Source organism: Amycolatopsis sp. 3B14 (assembly GCF_050958625.1).
Lineage (GTDB): Bacteria > Actinomycetota > Actinomycetes > Mycobacteriales > Pseudonocardiaceae > Amycolatopsis_E > Amycolatopsis_E thermoflava.
In genome coordinates this window covers 125614-143854 of the sequence record NZ_JBHZEN010000009.1, presented here as the reverse complement: position 1 = coordinate 143854, position 18241 = coordinate 125614, and the positions used below count along the sequence as shown (strand labels likewise).

At 71.9% G+C, this 18241-nt stretch carries 17 protein-coding genes; 14 read left to right on the top strand and 3 right to left on the bottom strand.

Annotated features, from left to right (window positions below; translation table 11 throughout):
- Position 1: 1 nt before the first annotated feature.
- Complete coding sequence (locus ACCP09_RS06760; protein ID WP_433744072.1) at positions 2-1315, top strand: amidohydrolase family protein; 1314 nt, start codon at positions 2-4, stop codon at positions 1313-1315.
- On the opposite strand, the gene ACCP09_RS06755 is transcribed toward ACCP09_RS06760, so the two are convergent.
- The 3 genes from ACCP09_RS06755 to ACCP09_RS06745 are packed head-to-tail and all read right to left on the bottom strand — an operon-like array spanning position 1233 to position 4204.
- A complete protein-coding gene (locus tag ACCP09_RS06755; RefSeq protein ID WP_433744069.1) occupies positions 1233-2564 on the bottom strand; it encodes an MFS transporter in 1332 nt (443 codons plus the stop codon). The two genes, ACCP09_RS06760 and ACCP09_RS06755, sit on opposite strands and share 83 nt — an antisense overlap.
- Positions 2565-2592: 28 nt before the next feature.
- Positions 2593-3198 carry a TetR/AcrR family transcriptional regulator gene (locus tag ACCP09_RS06750; RefSeq protein WP_123686430.1) on the bottom strand — a complete coding sequence of 202 codons (606 nt, stop codon included), beginning with the start codon at positions 3196-3198 and terminating at the stop codon, positions 2593-2595.
- Positions 3199-3244: 46 nt separating this feature from the next.
- The gene (locus ACCP09_RS06745) at positions 3245-4204 is read right to left on the bottom strand and encodes a PDR/VanB family oxidoreductase (protein WP_433744065.1); all 960 of its coding nucleotides are present in this window, start codon (positions 4202-4204) and stop codon (positions 3245-3247) included.
- 154 nt (positions 4205-4358) lie between these two features.
- Here ACCP09_RS06745 and ACCP09_RS06740 point away from each other — a divergent pair, with 154 nt between their 5' ends.
- From ACCP09_RS06740 to ACCP09_RS06680, 13 genes are read left to right on the top strand one after another with little or no spacing between them, the layout of a single operon-like run.
- A complete protein-coding gene (locus ACCP09_RS06740) occupies positions 4359-5861 on the top strand; it encodes an aldehyde dehydrogenase family protein (protein ID WP_433744062.1) in 1503 nt (500 codons plus the stop codon).
- 23 nt (positions 5862-5884) lie between these two features.
- Positions 5885-6778, top strand: coding sequence for an SDR family NAD(P)-dependent oxidoreductase (locus tag ACCP09_RS06735; protein WP_027929302.1), 894 nt, complete (start codon positions 5885-5887; stop codon positions 6776-6778).
- A gap of 5 nt (positions 6779-6783) precedes the next feature.
- Entirely contained in the window at positions 6784-8016 is a 1233-nt protein-coding gene (locus ACCP09_RS06730) for a cytochrome P450 (RefSeq protein WP_433744059.1), read from the top strand.
- 23 nt (positions 8017-8039) lie between these two features.
- Entirely contained in the window at positions 8040-8810 is a 771-nt protein-coding gene (locus ACCP09_RS06725; RefSeq protein WP_017987863.1) for a crotonase/enoyl-CoA hydratase family protein, read from the top strand.
- Positions 8807-10294: an acetyl-CoA acetyltransferase gene (locus ACCP09_RS06720; RefSeq protein WP_433744055.1), complete on the top strand. Its 1488-nt coding sequence runs from the start codon at positions 8807-8809 to the stop codon at positions 10292-10294. Before ACCP09_RS06725 ends, ACCP09_RS06720 begins: the two co-directional genes overlap by 4 nt.
- Positions 10291-11922 (top strand): AMP-binding protein, encoded by a 1632-nt coding sequence (locus tag ACCP09_RS06715; RefSeq protein ID WP_433744052.1) that lies wholly within the window; start codon positions 10291-10293, stop codon positions 11920-11922. The genes ACCP09_RS06720 and ACCP09_RS06715 overlap by 4 nt, the downstream gene beginning before the upstream one ends.
- On the top strand, positions 11922-12230 hold the full coding sequence (locus tag ACCP09_RS06710) for a hypothetical protein (RefSeq protein WP_433744049.1): 309 nt from the start codon (positions 11922-11924) through the stop codon (positions 12228-12230). Before ACCP09_RS06715 ends, ACCP09_RS06710 begins: the two co-directional genes overlap by 1 nt.
- A 19-nt stretch (positions 12231-12249) precedes the next feature.
- Entirely contained in the window at positions 12250-13701 is a 1452-nt protein-coding gene (locus ACCP09_RS06705; protein ID WP_433744046.1) for an aldehyde dehydrogenase, read from the top strand.
- Complete coding sequence (locus ACCP09_RS06700; RefSeq protein ID WP_027929307.1) at positions 13698-14525, top strand: mycofactocin-coupled SDR family oxidoreductase; 828 nt, start codon at positions 13698-13700, stop codon at positions 14523-14525. Before ACCP09_RS06705 ends, ACCP09_RS06700 begins: the two co-directional genes overlap by 4 nt.
- Positions 14526-14546: 21 nt before the next feature.
- Positions 14547-15698 (top strand): acyl-CoA dehydrogenase family protein, encoded by a 1152-nt coding sequence (locus ACCP09_RS06695; RefSeq protein WP_027929308.1) that lies wholly within the window; start codon positions 14547-14549, stop codon positions 15696-15698.
- Complete coding sequence (locus tag ACCP09_RS06690) at positions 15695-16654, top strand: acyl-CoA dehydrogenase family protein (RefSeq protein ID WP_433744042.1); 960 nt, start codon at positions 15695-15697, stop codon at positions 16652-16654. Before ACCP09_RS06695 ends, ACCP09_RS06690 begins: the two co-directional genes overlap by 4 nt.
- Positions 16651-17070: a Zn-ribbon domain-containing OB-fold protein gene (locus ACCP09_RS06685; protein ID WP_378336803.1), complete on the top strand. Its 420-nt coding sequence runs from the start codon at positions 16651-16653 to the stop codon at positions 17068-17070. The genes ACCP09_RS06690 and ACCP09_RS06685 overlap by 4 nt, the downstream gene beginning before the upstream one ends.
- Positions 17071-18240, top strand: a complete 1170-nt coding sequence (locus ACCP09_RS06680; protein ID WP_433744038.1) for a thiolase C-terminal domain-containing protein — start codon at positions 17071-17073, stop codon at positions 18238-18240. It abuts the gene before it with no gap.
- Position 18241: the final 1 nt, after the last annotated feature.

The following is an 18241-nucleotide window of genomic DNA, read 5'->3' as shown; positions in this document are numbered from 1 at the left end:
CGTGCGCGGGCGACGAGCGGGCGGCGTCGTGCTGATCCGGCGGGCCGAGGTCGAGGGGCGCCTGACCGACGTCCGCGTCCGGGTGGAGCAGGTGGCGGAGCTGGGCGACCTGCGGCCCGAGCCGGGGGAGGAGGTCGTCGAGGCGCGGGGCGGGGCGCTGTTGCCGGGGCTGCACGATCACCACCTCCACCTGCTGTCCCTCGCGGCCGCGGCGTCGTCGGTGCGCTGCGGCCCGCCGGAGGTGCGTGATCTCGACGGGCTCGCCCGGGTGCTGCGCGCGGCCGAGGGACCGGTCCGGGGGATCGGCTACCACGAAAGCGTGGCCGGGATTCTCGACCGGCATGCGCTGGATCGGCTCGTGCCGGACCGGCCGGTGCGGGTGCAGCACCGTGGCGGGGCGTTGTGGATGCTCAACACCCCTGCGCTGGCCGAGGCGGGGCTGACCGAACGGTTCCCGGACGGGCGGCTCTGGCGTGCCGACGAGGAGCTGCGAGGGTCGCAGCCGCCGCCGGATCTCGCGGTGGTCGGCAGGCGGTTGGCCGCGGTGGGCATCACCGGGGTCACCGACGCGACGCCGCGGCTGTCCGAGGACACGGTGCGCCTGCTGACGGCGTTGCCGCAGCGGGTGCGCCTTCTGGGGGTTCCCACCGGTGCCCGGCTACCGCCGGGGTTCGAGGTGGGGCCGTGGAAGATCCTGCGCCCCGACCACGAGCCACCGGACTGGGAGGCCCTGCGGGACGAAGTCGCGCGGGTGCACGCCGAGGCCCGGGCGGTCGCGATCCACGCCGTCACCCGCGAGTCGTTGGTCGTCACGCTGGGCGTGCTGAGCGAGGTGGGCACGATCCCCGGCGACCGGATCGAGCACGCCGCGATCGTGGGTGCGGAGGCGATCCCGCTGCTCGCCGAGATCAATCCCGTGGTGGTGACCCAGCCGGGGTTCGTCACCGAGCGCGAACCCGAGTACCGGCGGGACATCCCCGCCGACGAGCACGCCGACCTCTACCGCTATGCCAGCCTGCTCGACGCCGGCCTCCGGGTGGCGCCCAGCAGTGACGCGCCCTTCGCGGACGTGGACCCGTGGCGCACCATCGCAGCTGCCGCCCGTCGCGAACTGGGCCAATTCGAACGGGTGTCTGCGCAGCGCGCGCTGGAGGGCTACCTGGCCCCGCTGTCCGACCCCGGCGGCGCGCCCCGGCGCGTCACCGCCGGGGCGCCCGCCGATCTGTGCCTGCTCAGCGTTCCGCTGAGGGAAGCGCTGACCTGTCCCGACTCGGGGTTCGTGGCTGCGACGTGGTGTCGTGGCCGGCGCGCGTGATCGCCACCCCGGTCAGGCCGACCAGGGCGAGCACGACGAGCATGACGCTGAGCGCCGTCGTCTCCCCGTCCACACCGGCCAGTTGCACGGCGAGCAGCGGGATGCAGGCCGCGCCGAGCATGTTGCCGAATTCGCGCGCCAGGCCCATCCCGCTGTAGCGGTACTGGGTCGAGAACAGCTCGGTCACCAGCGTGCCGGCCGGAGCGACGATCGCCGAGGCCGCGACACCGTTGCCCAGGAACATCGCCAGCCACAGCCCGAACGGCCAGTCCGGCTGCAGCAAGACGAAGAACGGGAACGCCAGCACGCCCGAAGCCACCATGCCGAAGGTGATGACCGGACGGCGGCCGACCACATCGGACAGCCAGCCGAACACCGGGATCAGCAGGCCGCATGAAATCTGCGCGACGAGGAGTCCGGTGAACGTCTCGGTGCGGGAGAACCCGACGTGCGTGCCGGCGTAGGAGACCACGAACACGAGGTAGAAGTAGCCGAACCCGGTCTGCGCGGTCACGATCGCGATGATCGCGAGCACCGATCGGGCCTGGTGGCGCAGGATGTGCCGGATCGGGGTGCGCGCGGTGCGGCCTTCCTGGTCGGCTTCGCGGAAGCTGGGCGTCTCCGGCAGCCGCAGCCGGACCCACAGCCCGTAGGCGACGAGCACGGCGCTGAGCAGGAAGGGAATCCGCCAGCCCCAGGCGAAGAACTGCTCGCCGGTGGTCGCCGACGACGCGGCGAGCAGCGCGAGCGTCCCGAGCATGCCGCCGAACGACGCCCCGGCCGCGGGAAGAGAACCCAGCAACCCGCGCCGCCGGTCCGGGGCGAACTCGACGGCCACCAGCGTGGCACCGCCGAACTCGCCGCTGGCGCCGATGCCCTGCAGGATGCGCAGCACGACGAGCAGGACCGGGGCCAGCCAGCCGATCGTGCCGTGGCCGGGCACGAGTCCGATGCAGACGGTCGCGAACCCCATGAGCAGCAGGGTGAAGACGAGGACGCGCCGGCGGCCGAAGCGGTCTCCGATGCTGCCGAGGATCGAACCGCCGATCGGGCGGACGAGGAAGGCGACGGCGAAGGTCGCCACGGACTGCATGGTGGCCAGGAACGGGGACGCGCCGGGGAAGAAGACCCTCGGGAAAACGGTCGCGGCCGCCGAGGCGTACAGGCTGAAGTCGTAGTACTCCAGCACCGAGCCGGCGAATGCGGCGGTGCTCGCGCGCCTGCGCGCGCCGGACTGCTCAGTGTGCATCGTTGCTCCACTTCGGGGGACGGGGAACTCATCGGGCGATCAGGTAGGGGGGAAGCACGTCGCGGAGGCGGACGGCCAGCGCCTCGGCGCTCACCGGGCGGCCGTCGCGCAGCCATTGCGCGATCACGCCCATCACGCCGGCGGCGACGTAGCGCGCCGTCACGTCCACGTCCACTTCGGGCGGAAGATCGCGAACGCCCCGCAGGGTGTGGCGGTTCCGCTCGGTGAACGCGTCCTCGACGGCGGTGAAGAACGGTGTGGCGCCGGAGCCCAGCAGTCGCTCGTAGACGGTGGCCCGCTCGGCGAGATACTCGATCACCGCGCGGAGCGAATCCAGACTGGCTTGTGCGGGGTCGCCCGGGCGGCTCGCCGCGTCGGCCACCGCGACCACGTCGAACAGGTCGGAGGTGGCAGCCACGGCCAGCGCGTCGAGGTCCGGGAAATGGGCGTAGAACGACGTTCTGTTCACGCCCGCCCGCGTCACGATCTCCTTGACCGTGACATCGGCACCTCCTTCGGCTGCGAGCTCCTGGAACGCGTTGACCAGGCGTTTCCTGGTCCGCTGGGCGCGTGCGTCGGTGCTGCCGCGCATCCGGCCGCGCAATTCGTCCTGAGGTTGCCTGCCCTGGGCCATTGCGCGAGCCTACAACTTAACGGACACTGTCCGTTAGACAGAGTCGTCAGAGATCGAGGACCAGGCGAGCACACTTCGCGCGCGACACGCAGATCATCATGGTCTCGTTCGCCTCCTGCTCCTCGGGTGTGAGCAAGGAGTCGCGGTGATCAGGTTCGCCGCCGAGCACGACGGTTTCGCACGTGCCGCAGGTGCCTTCCTGGCACGAGGACGGCACGTCCAGGCCGGCGTCCTCGAGGACTTCCAGGATGGACCTCTCCGGGGGCACGGTCAGCACCTGTCCGGACTGGGCCAGCTCGACTTCGAAGGAGTCCCTGCGCACCGGTTCGCCCATCTCCTTCGGCGCGAAGCGCTCGACGTGCAGGGTGCCCGACGGCCACCGCTCGCACGCCTGCTCCACCGCCTGCAGGAGTGGCTCCGGCCCGCAGCAGTAGACCGCCGTGTCCGGCCGTGGCTCGCCGAGGAACGCGGCGAGGTCGAGCAGTCCGGTCTCGTCCTGCGGGCGGATGCTCACCCGGTCGCCGAGCGCCGCCAGTTCGTCGCGGAACGCCATCGACCCGCGCGTCCGCCCGCCGTAGAGCAGGCGCCAGTTCGCGCCGGCGCGTTCGGCCTCGCGGACCATCGGAACCAGTGGTGTGATGCCGATGCCGCCGCCGATGAACAGGTAGTTCGCGGCCGGCGCGAGCTCGAAGTGGTTGCGCGGCCCGCGAACCCCGATCTGCGTGCCCTCGGTGAGGTGCTCATGGGCGAACGCGGACCCGCCGCGGCTGTCCGGCTCGCGCAGGATGGCGACCTGCCACGTGCCGGTGTCGTCCGGGTCGCCGCACAGCGAGTACTGCCGGACGAGGTCCTCGCCGAACTGCAGGTCGATGTGCGACCCCGGGGTCCACGTCGGCAACGCCGCGCCGCCGGGGTCGGTCAGGTGGAGGCGGACGACGCCTTCGGCAAGCGTCTCCTTGCGGCTCACCAGGAGCTTCAGGTCCACCTCGTCGTGTGTGCTCTGCACTGGATCCTCCGCCGATCGACAGTCCTGCGGGCACCTTAATCCTTGCAATCTTATACGTCTATAGCAGCTCGGTCGAATACTTCTAATCCTTGATAAGATTGCATAGTTGTGTCAGGATCGGGCACCGAGTCGACGAGGACGAAGGGAAACGCCCGTGGATGTGCTCAACTTCGTGAGCAACTCGTGGACCCCGGCGCAGGCCGGCCGGACCACACCGTTCTTCGATCCGTCCACCGGGTTGCGGCTGGGCGAGCTGGCCGACAGCTCCACCGGGGACGTCGACGCCGCGGTCGCCGCGGCCGTCGAAGCCGGGCGGACCTGGCGCGAGACGCCGCTGGCCGAGCGGGTCGCGCTGATGCACCGCGCCGCCGACATCGTCGACCGGCGCGCCGAGGAGTTCACCGGGCTGCTCGCCGCGGACACCGGGTGCGCGGTCCGCATGTCGGCCGCCCTGCAGGTCGCCGGCACCGCGATGCTGTTCCGGGAGTGGCCCAAGCTGGCGCCCTACCTCGAACGCCCCGCGGCCGCACCGATCGACGCGTCGGTGTTCCTCGGCCAGTGGGAGGTGCACCGCGAACCGCTCGGCGTGATCGCCGCGCTGACCCCGTTCAACGTGCCGATGTACGTGGTGGGGCAGAAGGCGATCCCGGCACTGCTGGCAGGCAACACGGTGGTCGTGAAGCCCTCGCCCCTGGCGCCGGTCGGGGCGCGGTTGTTCGCCGAGGTGATGGCCGAGGCCGGCCTGCCCGCCGGGTCGCTGAACATCGTCAACGGCGGGGTGACGCCGTCGCAGCACCTTGTCGCGCACCCGGACGTCGCCGGGATCTCGTTCACCGGCAGCACCGAGACCGGCAGCAAGGTCATGGCCACCGCGGCCGCCTCCCTCAAGCGCCTCCAGCTGGAACTGGGCGGCAAGTCGCCCGCGGTGATCCTGGAGGACGCCGACTTCGAGCTCGCCCTGCCCGGCGCGGTGTTCGGCTCCGTGCTGCACGCCGGCCAGATCTGCGTCGCGACCAGCAGGCTGATCGTGCCGCGCAGCCGCTACGACGAGGCCTGCGACCGCCTGGCCGCGCTGGTCGGCGCGCTGCGCGTCGGACCGGCCACGGACCCGGACACCGACGTCGGCCCGGTCGTGTCGGCCGCCTCCGCCAAGCGAGTGCACGACATGATCGCCCGGGCGCAGGACCAGGGCGCGAAGATCGCCGGACGGGCGCGGACGCTGGGCGAGCTGCCCGAGGGCGGCTACTACGTGGTGCCCACGGTGTTGCGCGACGTCACCTCCGACATGGAGATCGCCCAGGAGGAGACCTTCGGCCCGGTGATCACCGTGCTGGCCGCGGATTCGGTCGATCACGCCGTGGAGATCGCGAACTCCACCCGCTACGGGCTGGCGGCCTCGGTGTGGGGCTCCGACCTCGTCGCGGCGCGCGCGATCGGCGCCCGGATCGAGTCGGGCACCGTCTGGATCAACGAGTACGGCATGGCGAGCGTGTCGGACTCGCCGATGCAGGGCTGGAAGGCCAGCGGCATCGGCGCCCAGTACGGCACCGCCGCCCTGGACGACCTGACCCGCACCAAGAGTTTCTACACAGCACTGGACCCCGACCCGGCGCGGCGGCCCTACGGGCTGCTCGGCGCGCAGTGGACCCGCAACTGAGAACCCCAGGAAGGACAGCAACGATGCGTCTGGCGAACAAGGTGGCGATGATCACCGGTGCGGGCTCCGGCCTCGGCCGGGTCTCGGCTCAGCTCTTCGCGCAGGAGGGGGCGAAGGTCGTCGTCACCGACATCCAGGAGTCCCGGGCGAAGGAGACGGTCGCGCTGGTGACGGAGGCCGGCGGGGACGCGATCGCGGTCAAGGCCGACGTCACCGTCGAGTCCGAAGTGGAAGCCGCGGTCAACGCTACCGTCGAGCAGTACGGGAAGCTCGACGTGATGTTCGCGAACGCGGGCATCCCGGCGAAGGGCTTCGGGCTCACCCCGTTCGAGGACATCACCGAACAGGAGTGGGACGAGACCCACGACGTCGTGCTCAAGGGCGTGTTCTTCGCCGTCAAGCACGCCGTGCGCGCGATGAAGAACAACCCGGACGGCCCGGCGGGCAGCTCGATCATCTGCACCTCCTCGGCGGCCTCGCTGGTCGGCTACCCCGGCTTCCCGCAGTACGGTGCGGCCAAGGGCGGCATCAACGCGCTGGTCCGCATCTGCGCGGCGTGGGAGATCGGCAAGTACGGGATCCGGATCAACGCGATCTGCCCGACGCACGGCATGTCGGCGAACTTCATCCTGCCGCCGGAGGCGCCGGTGCTGGGCAAGTCGCACGAGGAGATGGCGCCGGAGTGGATCCCGGAGCACTCGCCGATCCCGCTCAAGCTGCCGCGCCCGCCGCGGATCCTGGACAACGCCTATCCCGCGTTGTTCCTGGCCTCCGACGAGTCGATGTACATGTCGGGCGTGAGCATCCCGGTGACCGACGGCGGCACGCTCGCCCAGGTCGCGATCCCGTTCGGCGACAACTGGCGGGAAACGATGACCGAACAGGCGGCCAAGGGCATCATGGGCGAAGGGCAGTGACCACAATGGACAAGACCATCGAGCAGCTGCGCGAGCAGCACCGCCGCGACTACGACGTCTACGCGCAGACCACCATCGCCGAGCACCTGGCCGAACTGGCCGACCGCCGGGAGAAGTGCCCGGTGAGCTTCTCCGCCGACGGCGGCTTCTGGGTGCTCTCCAGCTACGACGACATGAGCAGCGTGCTGCGGCGCAACAACCGCGGCTTCATCAGCTTCCCCAACATGCCCGACGGTTCGCAGGCGTTCGGGCAGAAGCGGATGATCCCGCTGGAGATCGACGGCTCGCTGCACCGGCAGTACCGCCAGATCCTCGAACCGTTCTTCTCCCCGGACGCGGTCGCCAAGCTGGAGCCGCGGATCCGGCGGGTGGCCAACGACCTGATCGACAACTTCATCGAGAGGGGCCGCTGCGACTTCGATCCCGAGTTCGCCTTCCCATACCCGGGCACCACGTTCATGGCGCTGATGGGCTGGCCGCTCGAGGACGCGGCGAAGCTCACCAAGTGGGTCGACATCTTCCTGCACGGCATCCCCGGCGCGCCGCAGGAGGAGACCGACAAGGCCCGCGCCGAGGCGAGCGCAGGCGTGCACGGCTACGTCATGGAGCTGATCGAGAAACGCAGGACCAACCGGACCGACGACATCACCAGTCACCTGCTGGAAGCGGAGATCGACGGCGCGCCGATCCCGTTGGAAGACCTGTTCGACCTGTTCCTGGTCATGATGCTGGCCGGGCTGGACACGGTGCAGAGCGTGCTCGGCCAGAGCATGGCCTACCTCGGCCGCAACCCGGACAAGTGGGCGGAGATGTTCTCCTCGCCGGAGAAGCTGGAGCCGGCGGTGGAGGAGCTGCTGCGGTGGTCCTCACCCGCTGTGCCGACCCGCAATGTCGCCGCCGAATCGGCGAAGGTGGGCGACCTGGAGCTGCCGAAGGGGGAGCGGGTGCACTGCCCGCTCGGCGCGGCCAACCGCGACCCGAAGTACTTCGAGGACCCGGACGAGGTCAAGTTCGACCGGCAGCCCAAGCCGCACCTCACGTTCGGGCTCGGCGCGCACCGCTGCATCGGCGTCCACCTTGCCCGGCTCGAGCTGAAGATCGCCTTCACCGAGCTGCACCGGCGGATCCCGGAGTTCCGGCTGGCCGACGGCGTGGAGATCACCGAGCACCTCGGGCTGACCTGGGGCGTGGAGAACGTCGAGCTGGTCTTCGAGCCGGGCCGCCGGGAAAACGCCTGATCTCTTCGAAAGGTACGCACATCATGGGAGTCCTGTACGAGGCCGATCCGCGCACGCACGTCGCGCTGATCACCATCGACCGCCCGGAGGCCCGCAACGCCGTCAACGGCGAGGTGGCCACGGGGATCGAGGAGGCACTCGACCGGATCGAGGCGGACGACGACATCTGGGTGTCGATCCTCACCGGCACGCCACCGGTGTTCTCGGCGGGCGCCGACCTGAAGGTGGTAGGCGCAGGCAAGGACCGGGAGATGCGGACCCGCAAGGGCGGCTTCGCCGGCCTGATCCGCCGGGAGCGGACCAAGCCGTTGATCGCCGCTGTCGACGGGCCCGCGCTCGCCGGCGGCACCGAGATCATCCTGGCGTGCGATCTGGTCGTGGCCTCCACGGCGGCCACCTTCGGGCTGCCCGAGGTGCGCCGGGCGCTGGTCGCCGGCGGTGGCGGGCTGTTCCGGCTGGGCCGGAAGATCCCGATCACCATCGCGATGGAATGGGCGCTTACCGGCGAGGCCTACTCCGCGACCAGGGCGTACGAACTGGGCCTGGTCAACGAGCTGTGCGAACCGGGCGAAGCGGTGGCGGTGGCGCGCAAGCTCGCCGAGCGGATCACCGTCAACGCGCCACTGGCCGTGCAGTACTCCCGTCAGGTCGTGCTCACCGCCACCTCGCTGCCGGACAGCGAGGCCTGGCAGATCTCGAACGAGGCGACCCGGAAGGTCGGCAAGACCAACGACGTCAAGGAAGGCGTCCGGGCCTTCATCGAGAAGCGCCCGCCGAAGTGGACGGCCTCATGAGCGCCCGGGACGTGGTGATCATCGGCGTCGGCCAGCTCCGCAACAACCGGGAGCGCGACCTGGCCCAGGCCGCCGAACCGCTCGACCTGATCGAGCGGGCCGCCCGTGCGAGTGCGGACGACGCCGGGATCGGCGCGGACCACCTCGCCCGGGTCGACGCGGTCGCGGCGGTGCAGATCGTGTCGTGGTCCTACGCCGACGACGCGAAGGCGGTCGCCGACCGGCTCGGCGCCACCGGGGCGCGGTGTGTCACCTCCGGTGCCGGCGGGCACCAGCCGGTCGAGATGCTCACGCGCCTCGCCGAGCAGGTGGCCGCCGGGGAAGCCGACCTCGCTCTGCTGTGCGGCGGGGAGGCGCAGTCCTCGCTGGAGCTGTTCCAGCGGGCGGAGGCCGACATCCCGTGGTCGCGCGAGCCGGGCGGTCCGGGCAAGTTCAGCCGGGACGTCGGCGGCACCGAGCGGATGTGGGACCTGGGGCTGGTCGGGCCGATCCGGATCTACCCGCTGTTCGAGAACCGGCTGCGGTACGAGCTGGGCCAGTCCTTCGCGCAGGCGCAGGAGTGGTCGGCCCGGATGTACTCGGAGTTCAGCGCGGTCGCGGCACGCAACGACGCGGCGTGGCACCCCACGCCGCGCACGCCGGACGAGATCGCGACGGTGGGCCCGAAGAACCGGATGATCTGCTTCCCGTACCCGCTGCTGATGAACGCCACCGCGAAGGTCGACCAGGCCGCGGCGATCCTCGTCGCCAGCGCCGAGGAGGCGGACCGGCTGGGCGTGCCGGAATCCAAGCGCATCCATCTGTGGTCGGCCGCCTCCGACCGCGACTGCGAGGACGTGCTGGAACGGCCGGCCTTCGGGGCCTCGGCCGGCCTGGCGAAGGCCCTCGACCAGGCGCTGGACGGCGCCGGGCTCGCCGCGGGCGACGTGGACGTGCTGGACCTGTACAGCTGCTTCCCGGTGGTGCCCAAGCTCGCCGCGCTGCACCTTAAGGTCACGGACCGGCCGTTGTCGGCGACGGGCGGGCTGACGTCCTTCGGCGGGGCGCACAACAACTACTCCTCGCACGCGCTGGTCGCGGTGACCCGCGAGCTGCGCCGGACCGGCGGCACCGGCCTGGTGTACGCCAACGGCGAGTACGTCACCCGGCACTCCGTCGTCGTGCTGTCCGGCCGGGCCCGGCCCGAAGGTTTCGTGTCCGCGGCGGCCACCGGGGAGCCCGAGACGGTCACGGTGGTCGACGACTACACCGGCGAAGCCGTGGTGGAGACGTTCACCGTCGAGTACGACCGGGAGGCCAATCCCGCGCGCGGGTACGTCGTGGCCAGCCTGCCCGGCGGCCGCCGGACCGGGGTGCGCGTGTCCAAGAAGGACACCTACACGCTGGGCGAGCTGGTCCGCGAAGACACCGAACCCATCGGGCGAAGGGGCCGGATCACCGAATCGGGCGGCCGCCGCACCTTCGCCCTGGAGGGATCCGCATGACCGCCACCGTGGAAGCGCAGACCGGCACGTTCGGCTACCTCGCGCTGTGGGACGCCATCGCCGGGGTGGTGGGCGAGCGCGACTGCCTCGTGCAGAACGGGCGACGGCAGAGCTGGGCGCAAACCCGGGAGCGCACGCTCGCACTGGGCTGGTGGCTCACCGCGCGCACCGAAGGCCGTCGCGCGGGTGAGCACCAGCCGTGGGAGTCGCCCAACGATCTCGTCGGCGTCTACGTGCGCAACCGGCCGGAGTTCCTGGAGACCGTTCTGGGCTGCTACCGCGCCCGGTGCGCCCCGTTCAACGTCAACTACCGGTACCGCGCCGCCGAGCTGGCCTACCTGCTGCGTGACGCCGCCCCGGCGGTGCTGGTGTACCAGCAGGAGTTCGCGCCCGTGCTGCGCGAGGCTCTGGCCGGTCGGCCCGCGGCGCCGGTGCTGGTGTGCGTGGCCGACGACTCGGGCGAGCAGCCGGTCGCCGGGTCGGTGGACTACGAGCAGGTGATCGCCACCGCGGTGGCGCCCCCGGTGGAGCGGGTTCCCTCGGGCGACGACGTGCACGTGCTCTACACGGGCGGTACCACCGGCATGCCCAAGGGCGTGATCTGGCGCCAGCGCGACGCGATCCCCGGCCCGTGCGGGATCACCGTCGGCTCGATCGCGCAGGCGGTCGAGGGCGCGCCCCGCCGGGAGTGGCTGCGGGCCCTGCCCGCGCCGCCGCTGATGCACGGCACCGCGCTGTGGTACGCGTTCAACGCCTGGTCCAGCGGCGGCACGGTGGTGCTGGGGGACAACCCGGTGCACTTCGACGCCGCCGAGATGGTGGGCACGCTGCGGCGGGAGCGGATTTCGTCGCTGGCGATCGTCGGGGACGTCTTCGCGCGGCCGTTGCTCGACGCGCTGGCCGCCACGCCGGAGCCGCCGGAGCACCTGCGGTTCGTGTTCTCCAGCGGCGCGGTGCTCTCACAGCGGTCGTGGGCCGGGTTCCGCGAGCGCTTCCCGCGAGCGACGATCATCAACGCGCTCGGCTCGTCCGAGACCGGCCCGCAGGCCAACCAGACCGGCGGGGACGCGACCTTCACGGCCGGCCCGAACACGTTCGTGCTCGACGAGAAGACCGGCGTCCTGCGCGACCGGACCCGGCCCGGGCAGGGCCTGCTGGCCAACGGAGGGTTCCTGCCGCGGGGCTACCTCGGCGATCCGGAGCGCACCCGCATGACGTTCCGCACCATCGGCGGCCGCTACCTGGCGGTGTCCGGCGACCGCGCGGAGATCGACGCGGACGGCGCGGTGACGTTCCTCGGCCGGGACGCCACCGTCATCAACACCGGCGGCGAGAAGGTCTACGCCGAGGAGGTCGAGTCCGTCCTGCTGGCCCACCCCGGCGTCGCCGACGCCCTCGTGCTGGGCCGCCCCAGCGAACGCTGGGGAAGCGAGGTGGTCGCGCTGCTGGTCGCCGACGGCAGCGACGACACCGTGTCCGATGCCGCCTTGACCGCCGCCGTGAAGGCGCAGCTGGCCGGCTACAAGGCACCCAAGACGTTCCTGCGCGTGGAGAAGATCCGGCGGTACGACAACGGAAAGCCCGACTACGCCTGGGCTCGCGCGCAACTCGAGCGAGGAGACGAATGATGTTGGTCAGGGTTGGCGACCGGCTGGCGAGCGCGGTGTGCGGCACGCAGGTCATCGTGGTGCGCCCGCCCCGCAAGGCGGTCACGATCACCTGCGGCGGCGAGCCGATGCGCCCGCTCGCCGAGGCGCCCGCCGAAGGGCAGGGCACCCCGGTGGACACCGAACGCGGCACCCAGCTCGGCAAGCGCTACATCCACCCCGAGTACGGGCTGGAACTGCTGTGCACCAAGCCCGGCGACGGAACGCTGCGGGCCGACGGCGTGATCCTCGAGATCAAGGAAGCCAAGTCGCTCCCGTCCTCGGACTGAAGCGCGGAGGGAGGGAGACATGAGCACCGTCATCGAGCACCTGCTGGTCGACGGCCGTCCGGTCCCGGCGACCGGCGCGGAACGGGTCACGCTGGTCAACCCGGCCACCGAGGAGGTCCTCGGGTCGGTCCCGGTCGCCTCGGCGTCCGATGTGGACACCGCGGTGCGGTCGGCGTCGGCGGCGCTGGCTTCGGCGCAGTGGCGCAAGCTCGGCCCGGCCGACCGGGCCGCGCTGCTGCGGCGGCTCGCGGAACTCATCGAATCGCGGGCCGGTGAACTGGCCGCGCTGATCTCGCGGCAGAACGGCATGCCGGTCAAGATGGCCCGCTGGGGCAACGCGTTCGGCGCCGCCGCGGCCTACCGCTACTACGCCGACCTCGTCGAGGGGATCGCCGAGGAGGAGGACCGGCCCGGACAGCCCGCGCACGCCGTCGTCCGCCGCGAACCGGTCGGCGTGGTCGGCATCATCGCGCCGTGGAACGGCCCGCAGATCCTGGTCGCCTGGAAGCTCGCCCCGGCACTGGCCGCGGGCTGCACCGCGGTGCTCAAACCGGCCCCGGAGACCAGCCTCGACGCGCACTGGCTCGCCGAGGCGGTGCTGGAGGCCGGGTTCCCGCCGGGCGTGCTCAACGTGGTCACCGGCGGCCGCGACACCGGCATGGCGCTGGTGGAACACCCGCTGGTCGCGAAGGTCGCCTTCACCGGGTCCACCGCGGCCGGACGGGAGATCGCCGCGGCCTGCGGGGCGGCACTCAAGCCGGTGACGCTGGAGCTGGGCGGCAAGAGCGCGGCGATCCTGCTCGACGACGCCGACCTCGACGCGTTCAGCGGCCAGGCGGCGCGGCTGTGCGCCCCCAACTCCGGGCAGGTCTGCTACTCCTGCACCCGGGTGCTTGCGCCCGAAGACCGCTACGACTCGGTGGTCGACGCCGTGGTCGCCGGGATGCGTGCCGCGCGGCTGGGTGACCCGGCCGACCGCGGCACCGACTTCGGCCCGCTGGTGAGCGCACGGCAGCTGGACCGGGTCGCCGGATACGTGGAGACCGGCCGTCGCGAAGGCGCCGAGGTGGTGCTGGGCGGGTCACGGCCGTCGGGGTTCCCGCGCGGGTTCTTCTACGCGCCGACGGTGTTCCGCGGGGTGCACAACCGGATGACGATCGCCCGCGAGGAGATCTTCGGCCCGGTGGTCGTCGTGATCCCCTACCGCGGCGAGGACGAGGCCGTCGAGATCGCCAACGACTCCGAGTACGGCCTCGGCGGCTCGGTGTTCACCGCCGACCCCGGGCGCGGCATGGACGTGGCCCGGCGCGTGGAGACCGGCACCATCGGCATCAACGGCTACGACCTCAGCATGGCGGCGCCGTTCGGCGGGTACAAGGCCAGCGGGCTGGGCCGGGAGCTCGGCCCCGAGGGCCTCACCCCGTATTACGCGGTCAAGTCCATCTACAACGCACCCCGGGTGGGCTCATGACCGACCTCACCGGCAAAGTCGCCTTCATCACCGGCGCCGCGCGCGGGCAGGGCCGGTCACACGCCCTCGCGCTGGCGCGCGCCGGCGCGGCGGTCGTCGCCACCGACTGCTGCGCGCAGATCCCGACCGTGCCCTACCCGATGTCCACTCCGGACGACCTCGCCGAAACCGTCGCGGGTGTGGAGGAAGCCGGCGGGCGCGGGATCGGCGTGGTCGCCGACGTGCGGTCCCGCGACCAGCTGGACGACGCGGTGCGCCAAGGCGTGGACGCCTTCGGTCGCATCGACGTCGTGATCGCCAACGCGGGCGTCGCGCAGGGTTTCCCCGAAGAAGAGACCCACTCGCCCGGTCAGATCTGGGACGACTACCTCGCGGTGAACCTGACCGGCGCCTGGAACACCATCCAGGCCACCGCCCCGGTGCTCGTCGAGGGCGGCCGCGGCGGCAGCGTCATCCTCATCAACTCCACCTCGGGCCTGAAGGGCATGTCCCGGGGCGACGCCCGCAGCGACGCCTACACCGCGGCCAAGCACGGCCAGCTGGGCCTGATGAAGGCCTACGCGCTCGAACTCGGCCCGCACGGGATCCGCGTCAACTGCGTCCACCCCACCGCGGTGGCGACGCCGATGATCGAGAACCCGGCGATGAAGGCCTGGGTCGAGCACAACCTGCCACGCGTGCCGAGCCGCTTCGGCGACGCGATGCACGCCGGGCGCCTGCAACCCGAAGAGATCAGCGCGGCCGTCCTGTGGCTCGCGTCCGACGCCGCGAAGCACGTCACCGGTGTGAGCCTGCCGGTCGACGCGGGCTTCGCCGTCGTGTGAATTCCCGATACGGAGGATCGTGTGGATTTCCAAGATTCCGAGCGCGGCGCGGCTTTGCGCCGCGAGCTGCGCGACCTGGTGCGCTCGGCGATGCCGCGCGAGTACCTCGGCGCCTTCACCACTGACCCGCGCGATCTGGAGCTGGCGCAGAACTTCTGCAAGCTGCTCGCGGACAAGGGCCAGCTGACGCCGGCCTGGCCGGTCGAGTACGGCGGCGCCGCGTCCAGCCCGTGGGAACAGGCGATCATGCGCGAGGAGATGTGGGCGCACTTCGAACCCCGCGGCGCGCAGTACATGGGCGTCAACTGGGTGGGCCCGGCGATCATGCGCTTCGGCACCGAGGCCCAGCGCGCCGAGCACCTCGAGCGCATCGCCCGCGGCCAGGTCATCTGGTGCCAGGGCTTCTCCGAGCCGGAGGCCGGTTCGGATCTGGCGTCACTGCGCACCGCGGCCGTGGCCGACGGCGACGGCTGGCGGGTGCGCGGCCAGAAGATCTGGACCTCCTACGCGACGATGGCCGACTGGTGCTTCCTGCTCGCCCGCACCAGCCGGGGCGACAAGAAGCACCACGGCATCACGGTGTTCCTGGTGCCGATGGACCGCCCGGGGATCCGGGTCGTGCCGATCAAGGCGATGGTCGGCCCGCACCACCTCAACGAGGTCTACTTCGACGACGTCGTGGTGACGCGCGAGGACGTGCTCGGCGAGGTCGACCAGGGCTGGTCGATCGTGCGGGAGGCGCTGGCGTTCGAGCGCGTCGGAATCGCGCGGTACGCGCGGTGCGACCGGCTGCTCAACCTCGCGCCGGTGATGCTCGCCGACCGGTGGGACGCGCTGCCCGCCGAGCTGAAGCAGCGGTGGGCCAAGGCGCTCGTGCACACCCGGCAGGCGCGGCTGCTGGCCTACCGGGTGATCGAGAAGCAGGAGACCGGGACGGTCGACCCGGCGGACGCGGCCGCCTACCGCATCGTCGCGACCCAGGTGGATCAGGAAGTGGCAGAGGTGCTGATGGACATGATCGAGGAACGAGCCGTGGGCGCGGGCGACGCGGCCCGGCTGTTCGAGCGCGCGGTGGACGACCACTGGCGCTATGCCCAGGCCGCGACCGTGGCCTCGGGCAGCATCGAGGTGCAGCGGATGCTGCTCTCGCGCACGCTGCTGGGGGCGAAGTGAAGACCGAACTGAGCGCCGAGGCGCTCGAACTGGAGCAGGTGGTCGAGGCAGCGCTGCGCAAGGCGGGCGGGTTCGAGCTGGTGCGGCAGGCCGAGGCGGGCGAGCCGTCCGGCACGGTGCGGACCCTGCTCGCCGAGATCGGGGTGTGGGAGCTGCGGCCCCGGGAGTCCGCGGTGGACGGTGAAGCGGCGGCGGCCGTCTGCCGCGCCGCCGGGCGTTTCGCGTTGCCGTACCCGGTCGCGCAGCGGCTCGCCGGGGACCCGGAGTCCGGAGTGGACGCGGTGGCCGTGGTGCCGCTGCCGTCCCCGCGGATCAACCTGGCCGACGTGGACCCCGCGCTGAGCTGGTTCGCCCTGGACGGCCGGGGCCGCCGGGCCCCGGTGGTGTCCACCGGGGCGCGGGTGGGCTCGAAGCTGGGTGCCCTGGCGTGCCCGGTGGAGCTGGGGGAGTGGTCCGGCGACGGCGGGCTCACCCCGCTCGCGCTGACGCTGCCCTGCTGGGTCCTGCTCGGCATGGTCGACGAGGCGCTGCGGATGACCCGGCGCCACCTGCTCGACCGGCAGCAGTTCGGCCGCCCGCTGGCCACGTTCCAGGCCCTGCAGTTCCAGCTGGCCGACACCGCGGCGCAGCTGCAGGGATTCGAGGAGCTGGCGAAGTACACGCTGTGGTCGGTGCTGTCCGGGCAGCCGGGCGCCGCCACCGACGCGGTGGCGCTGCGGATGTCCGCGCTGGAGACGGCCGAGACGGTGTTCCGCACCGGGCACCAGATGTTCGGCGCGATGGGCTTCTGCGACGAGACGGACCTGTCCTGGCTGTCGCGCCACAGCCAGCCGATCCGCCGCCTGCCGTGGGGCCGTTCGCAGACCCAGGCGCGCCTGCTGGAGACCGTCGAGTCGGCGCCGCTGGCGAGCCTGTTCACCGACACCGGCGAAGACCTGCTGGTGACCGGCACATGACCGGGGAACGCAACGCGGCGGTCGAGTTCGGCCGGCGGGTCGACGCGCCGTACTGGTCGGGCCTGGCCGATGGCGAGCTGCGGATCCAGCGCTGCACGTCCTGCCGGCGCTGGGCCTGGCCCGCGGACTGGCGCTGCCCCGGCTGCGGGTCGTACGACCTCGGCTGGGAGGCCGTGGAGCCGGTGGGCACCGTGTTCAGCCGCATCCGCACGCACTACCCGTTCGTCCCGGCCTACGCCGACCTCGTGCCCTACGACAACGTGCTGGTGGAGCTGCCGCAGGCGGGCGGTGCCCGGCTCATCGGACTGCTCACCGGCGGCGGCGCGCGCATCGGCGACCGGGTGCGCGGCACGTTCGTGGCCGCCTCGGAGCGCACCGCCGGACTGCCGGTGCTGACCTGGACGAAGGAGTCCTGAATGGGCAAGCGACCCACCGGCGTGGCCGTCGCGGGAATCGGGATCACGCCGTACCACAAGCGCGGCGCGTCCCCGGACGCCGAACGCAAGCTGCTGCTCAAGGCCATCGACGCGGCCGCGGCCGACGCCGGGATCCCGGCGAGCGAGATCGACGGCTTCTGCTCCTACGGCGCCGACGTGCAGGAGGGCACCCGGCTCGCCGGACCGCTGGGCACCCGCGAGCTGCGCTGGAGCAGCCTCGTGTGGGGCGGTGGCGGCGGGGGCAGCGCCGGGGCGATCGCGATGGCCGAGGCGGCGATCCTGTCCGGGCACGCCGAAACGGTCGTCGTCTACCGCGCCACCGCGGAGTCCTCCAGCGGGCGGCTGCTGCGCGCGGTCAGCCAGGGCGTGTTCGGGCCGCACTACGCCGCGCACGGTGTGGATTCGCCCGCACAGGCGCTCGGGTTGCGCACGCAGCGGCTCATCGAGCACAACGGCATCCCGCCGTCGGCGCTGCGCGCGATCGCCCAGGCCTGCTACCACCACGCGGGCAAGAACCCGGACGCGGTCGGGCACGGGGTGGACCTCACCGACGAGAAGTACGAGTCGTCGCGCTGGATCGTGGAACCGTTGCGGCTGTTCGACTCCTCCCGCGAGAACGACGCGGCGGCGGCGATCATCCTGACCTCCGCCGAGCGCGCTCGCGACCTCACCGACAAGCCGGTGTACCTGCTGGCGTCGGCCATCGGCGCGGACGGGCCGAAGTGGGGCGAGCTGGACGAGAACCACGAGCCGTACACGTCCTCGTCGCAGGTCTCGGCGGGCCGCCGGGTGTGGGAGCGGTCGGGCGCCACGCCCGCCGACGTCGACGCCGTGCAGCTGTACGTCAACTTCACCGGTCCCGCCGTCTCGGCCCTGATCGACCTCGGGTTCTGCACCGCGGAGAACGCGGGGGAGTTCCTCACGTTCGAGAACCTGATCGCGCCGGACGGCAAACTGCCGATCTGCACCGGGGGCGGCGACCTCGCCGAAGGCTTCCTGCACGGCATGGGCAACGCCGTGGAGGCGGTCCGGCTGCTGCGGGGCGAGTCGAGCAACCCCGTGCCGGGCGCGCGCCTGTGCCTGGTGTCCGGCGGCCCCATCTCCGAGCTGAGCAGCGCCGCGCTGTTCGCCACGACGGACGGGAGGTGAT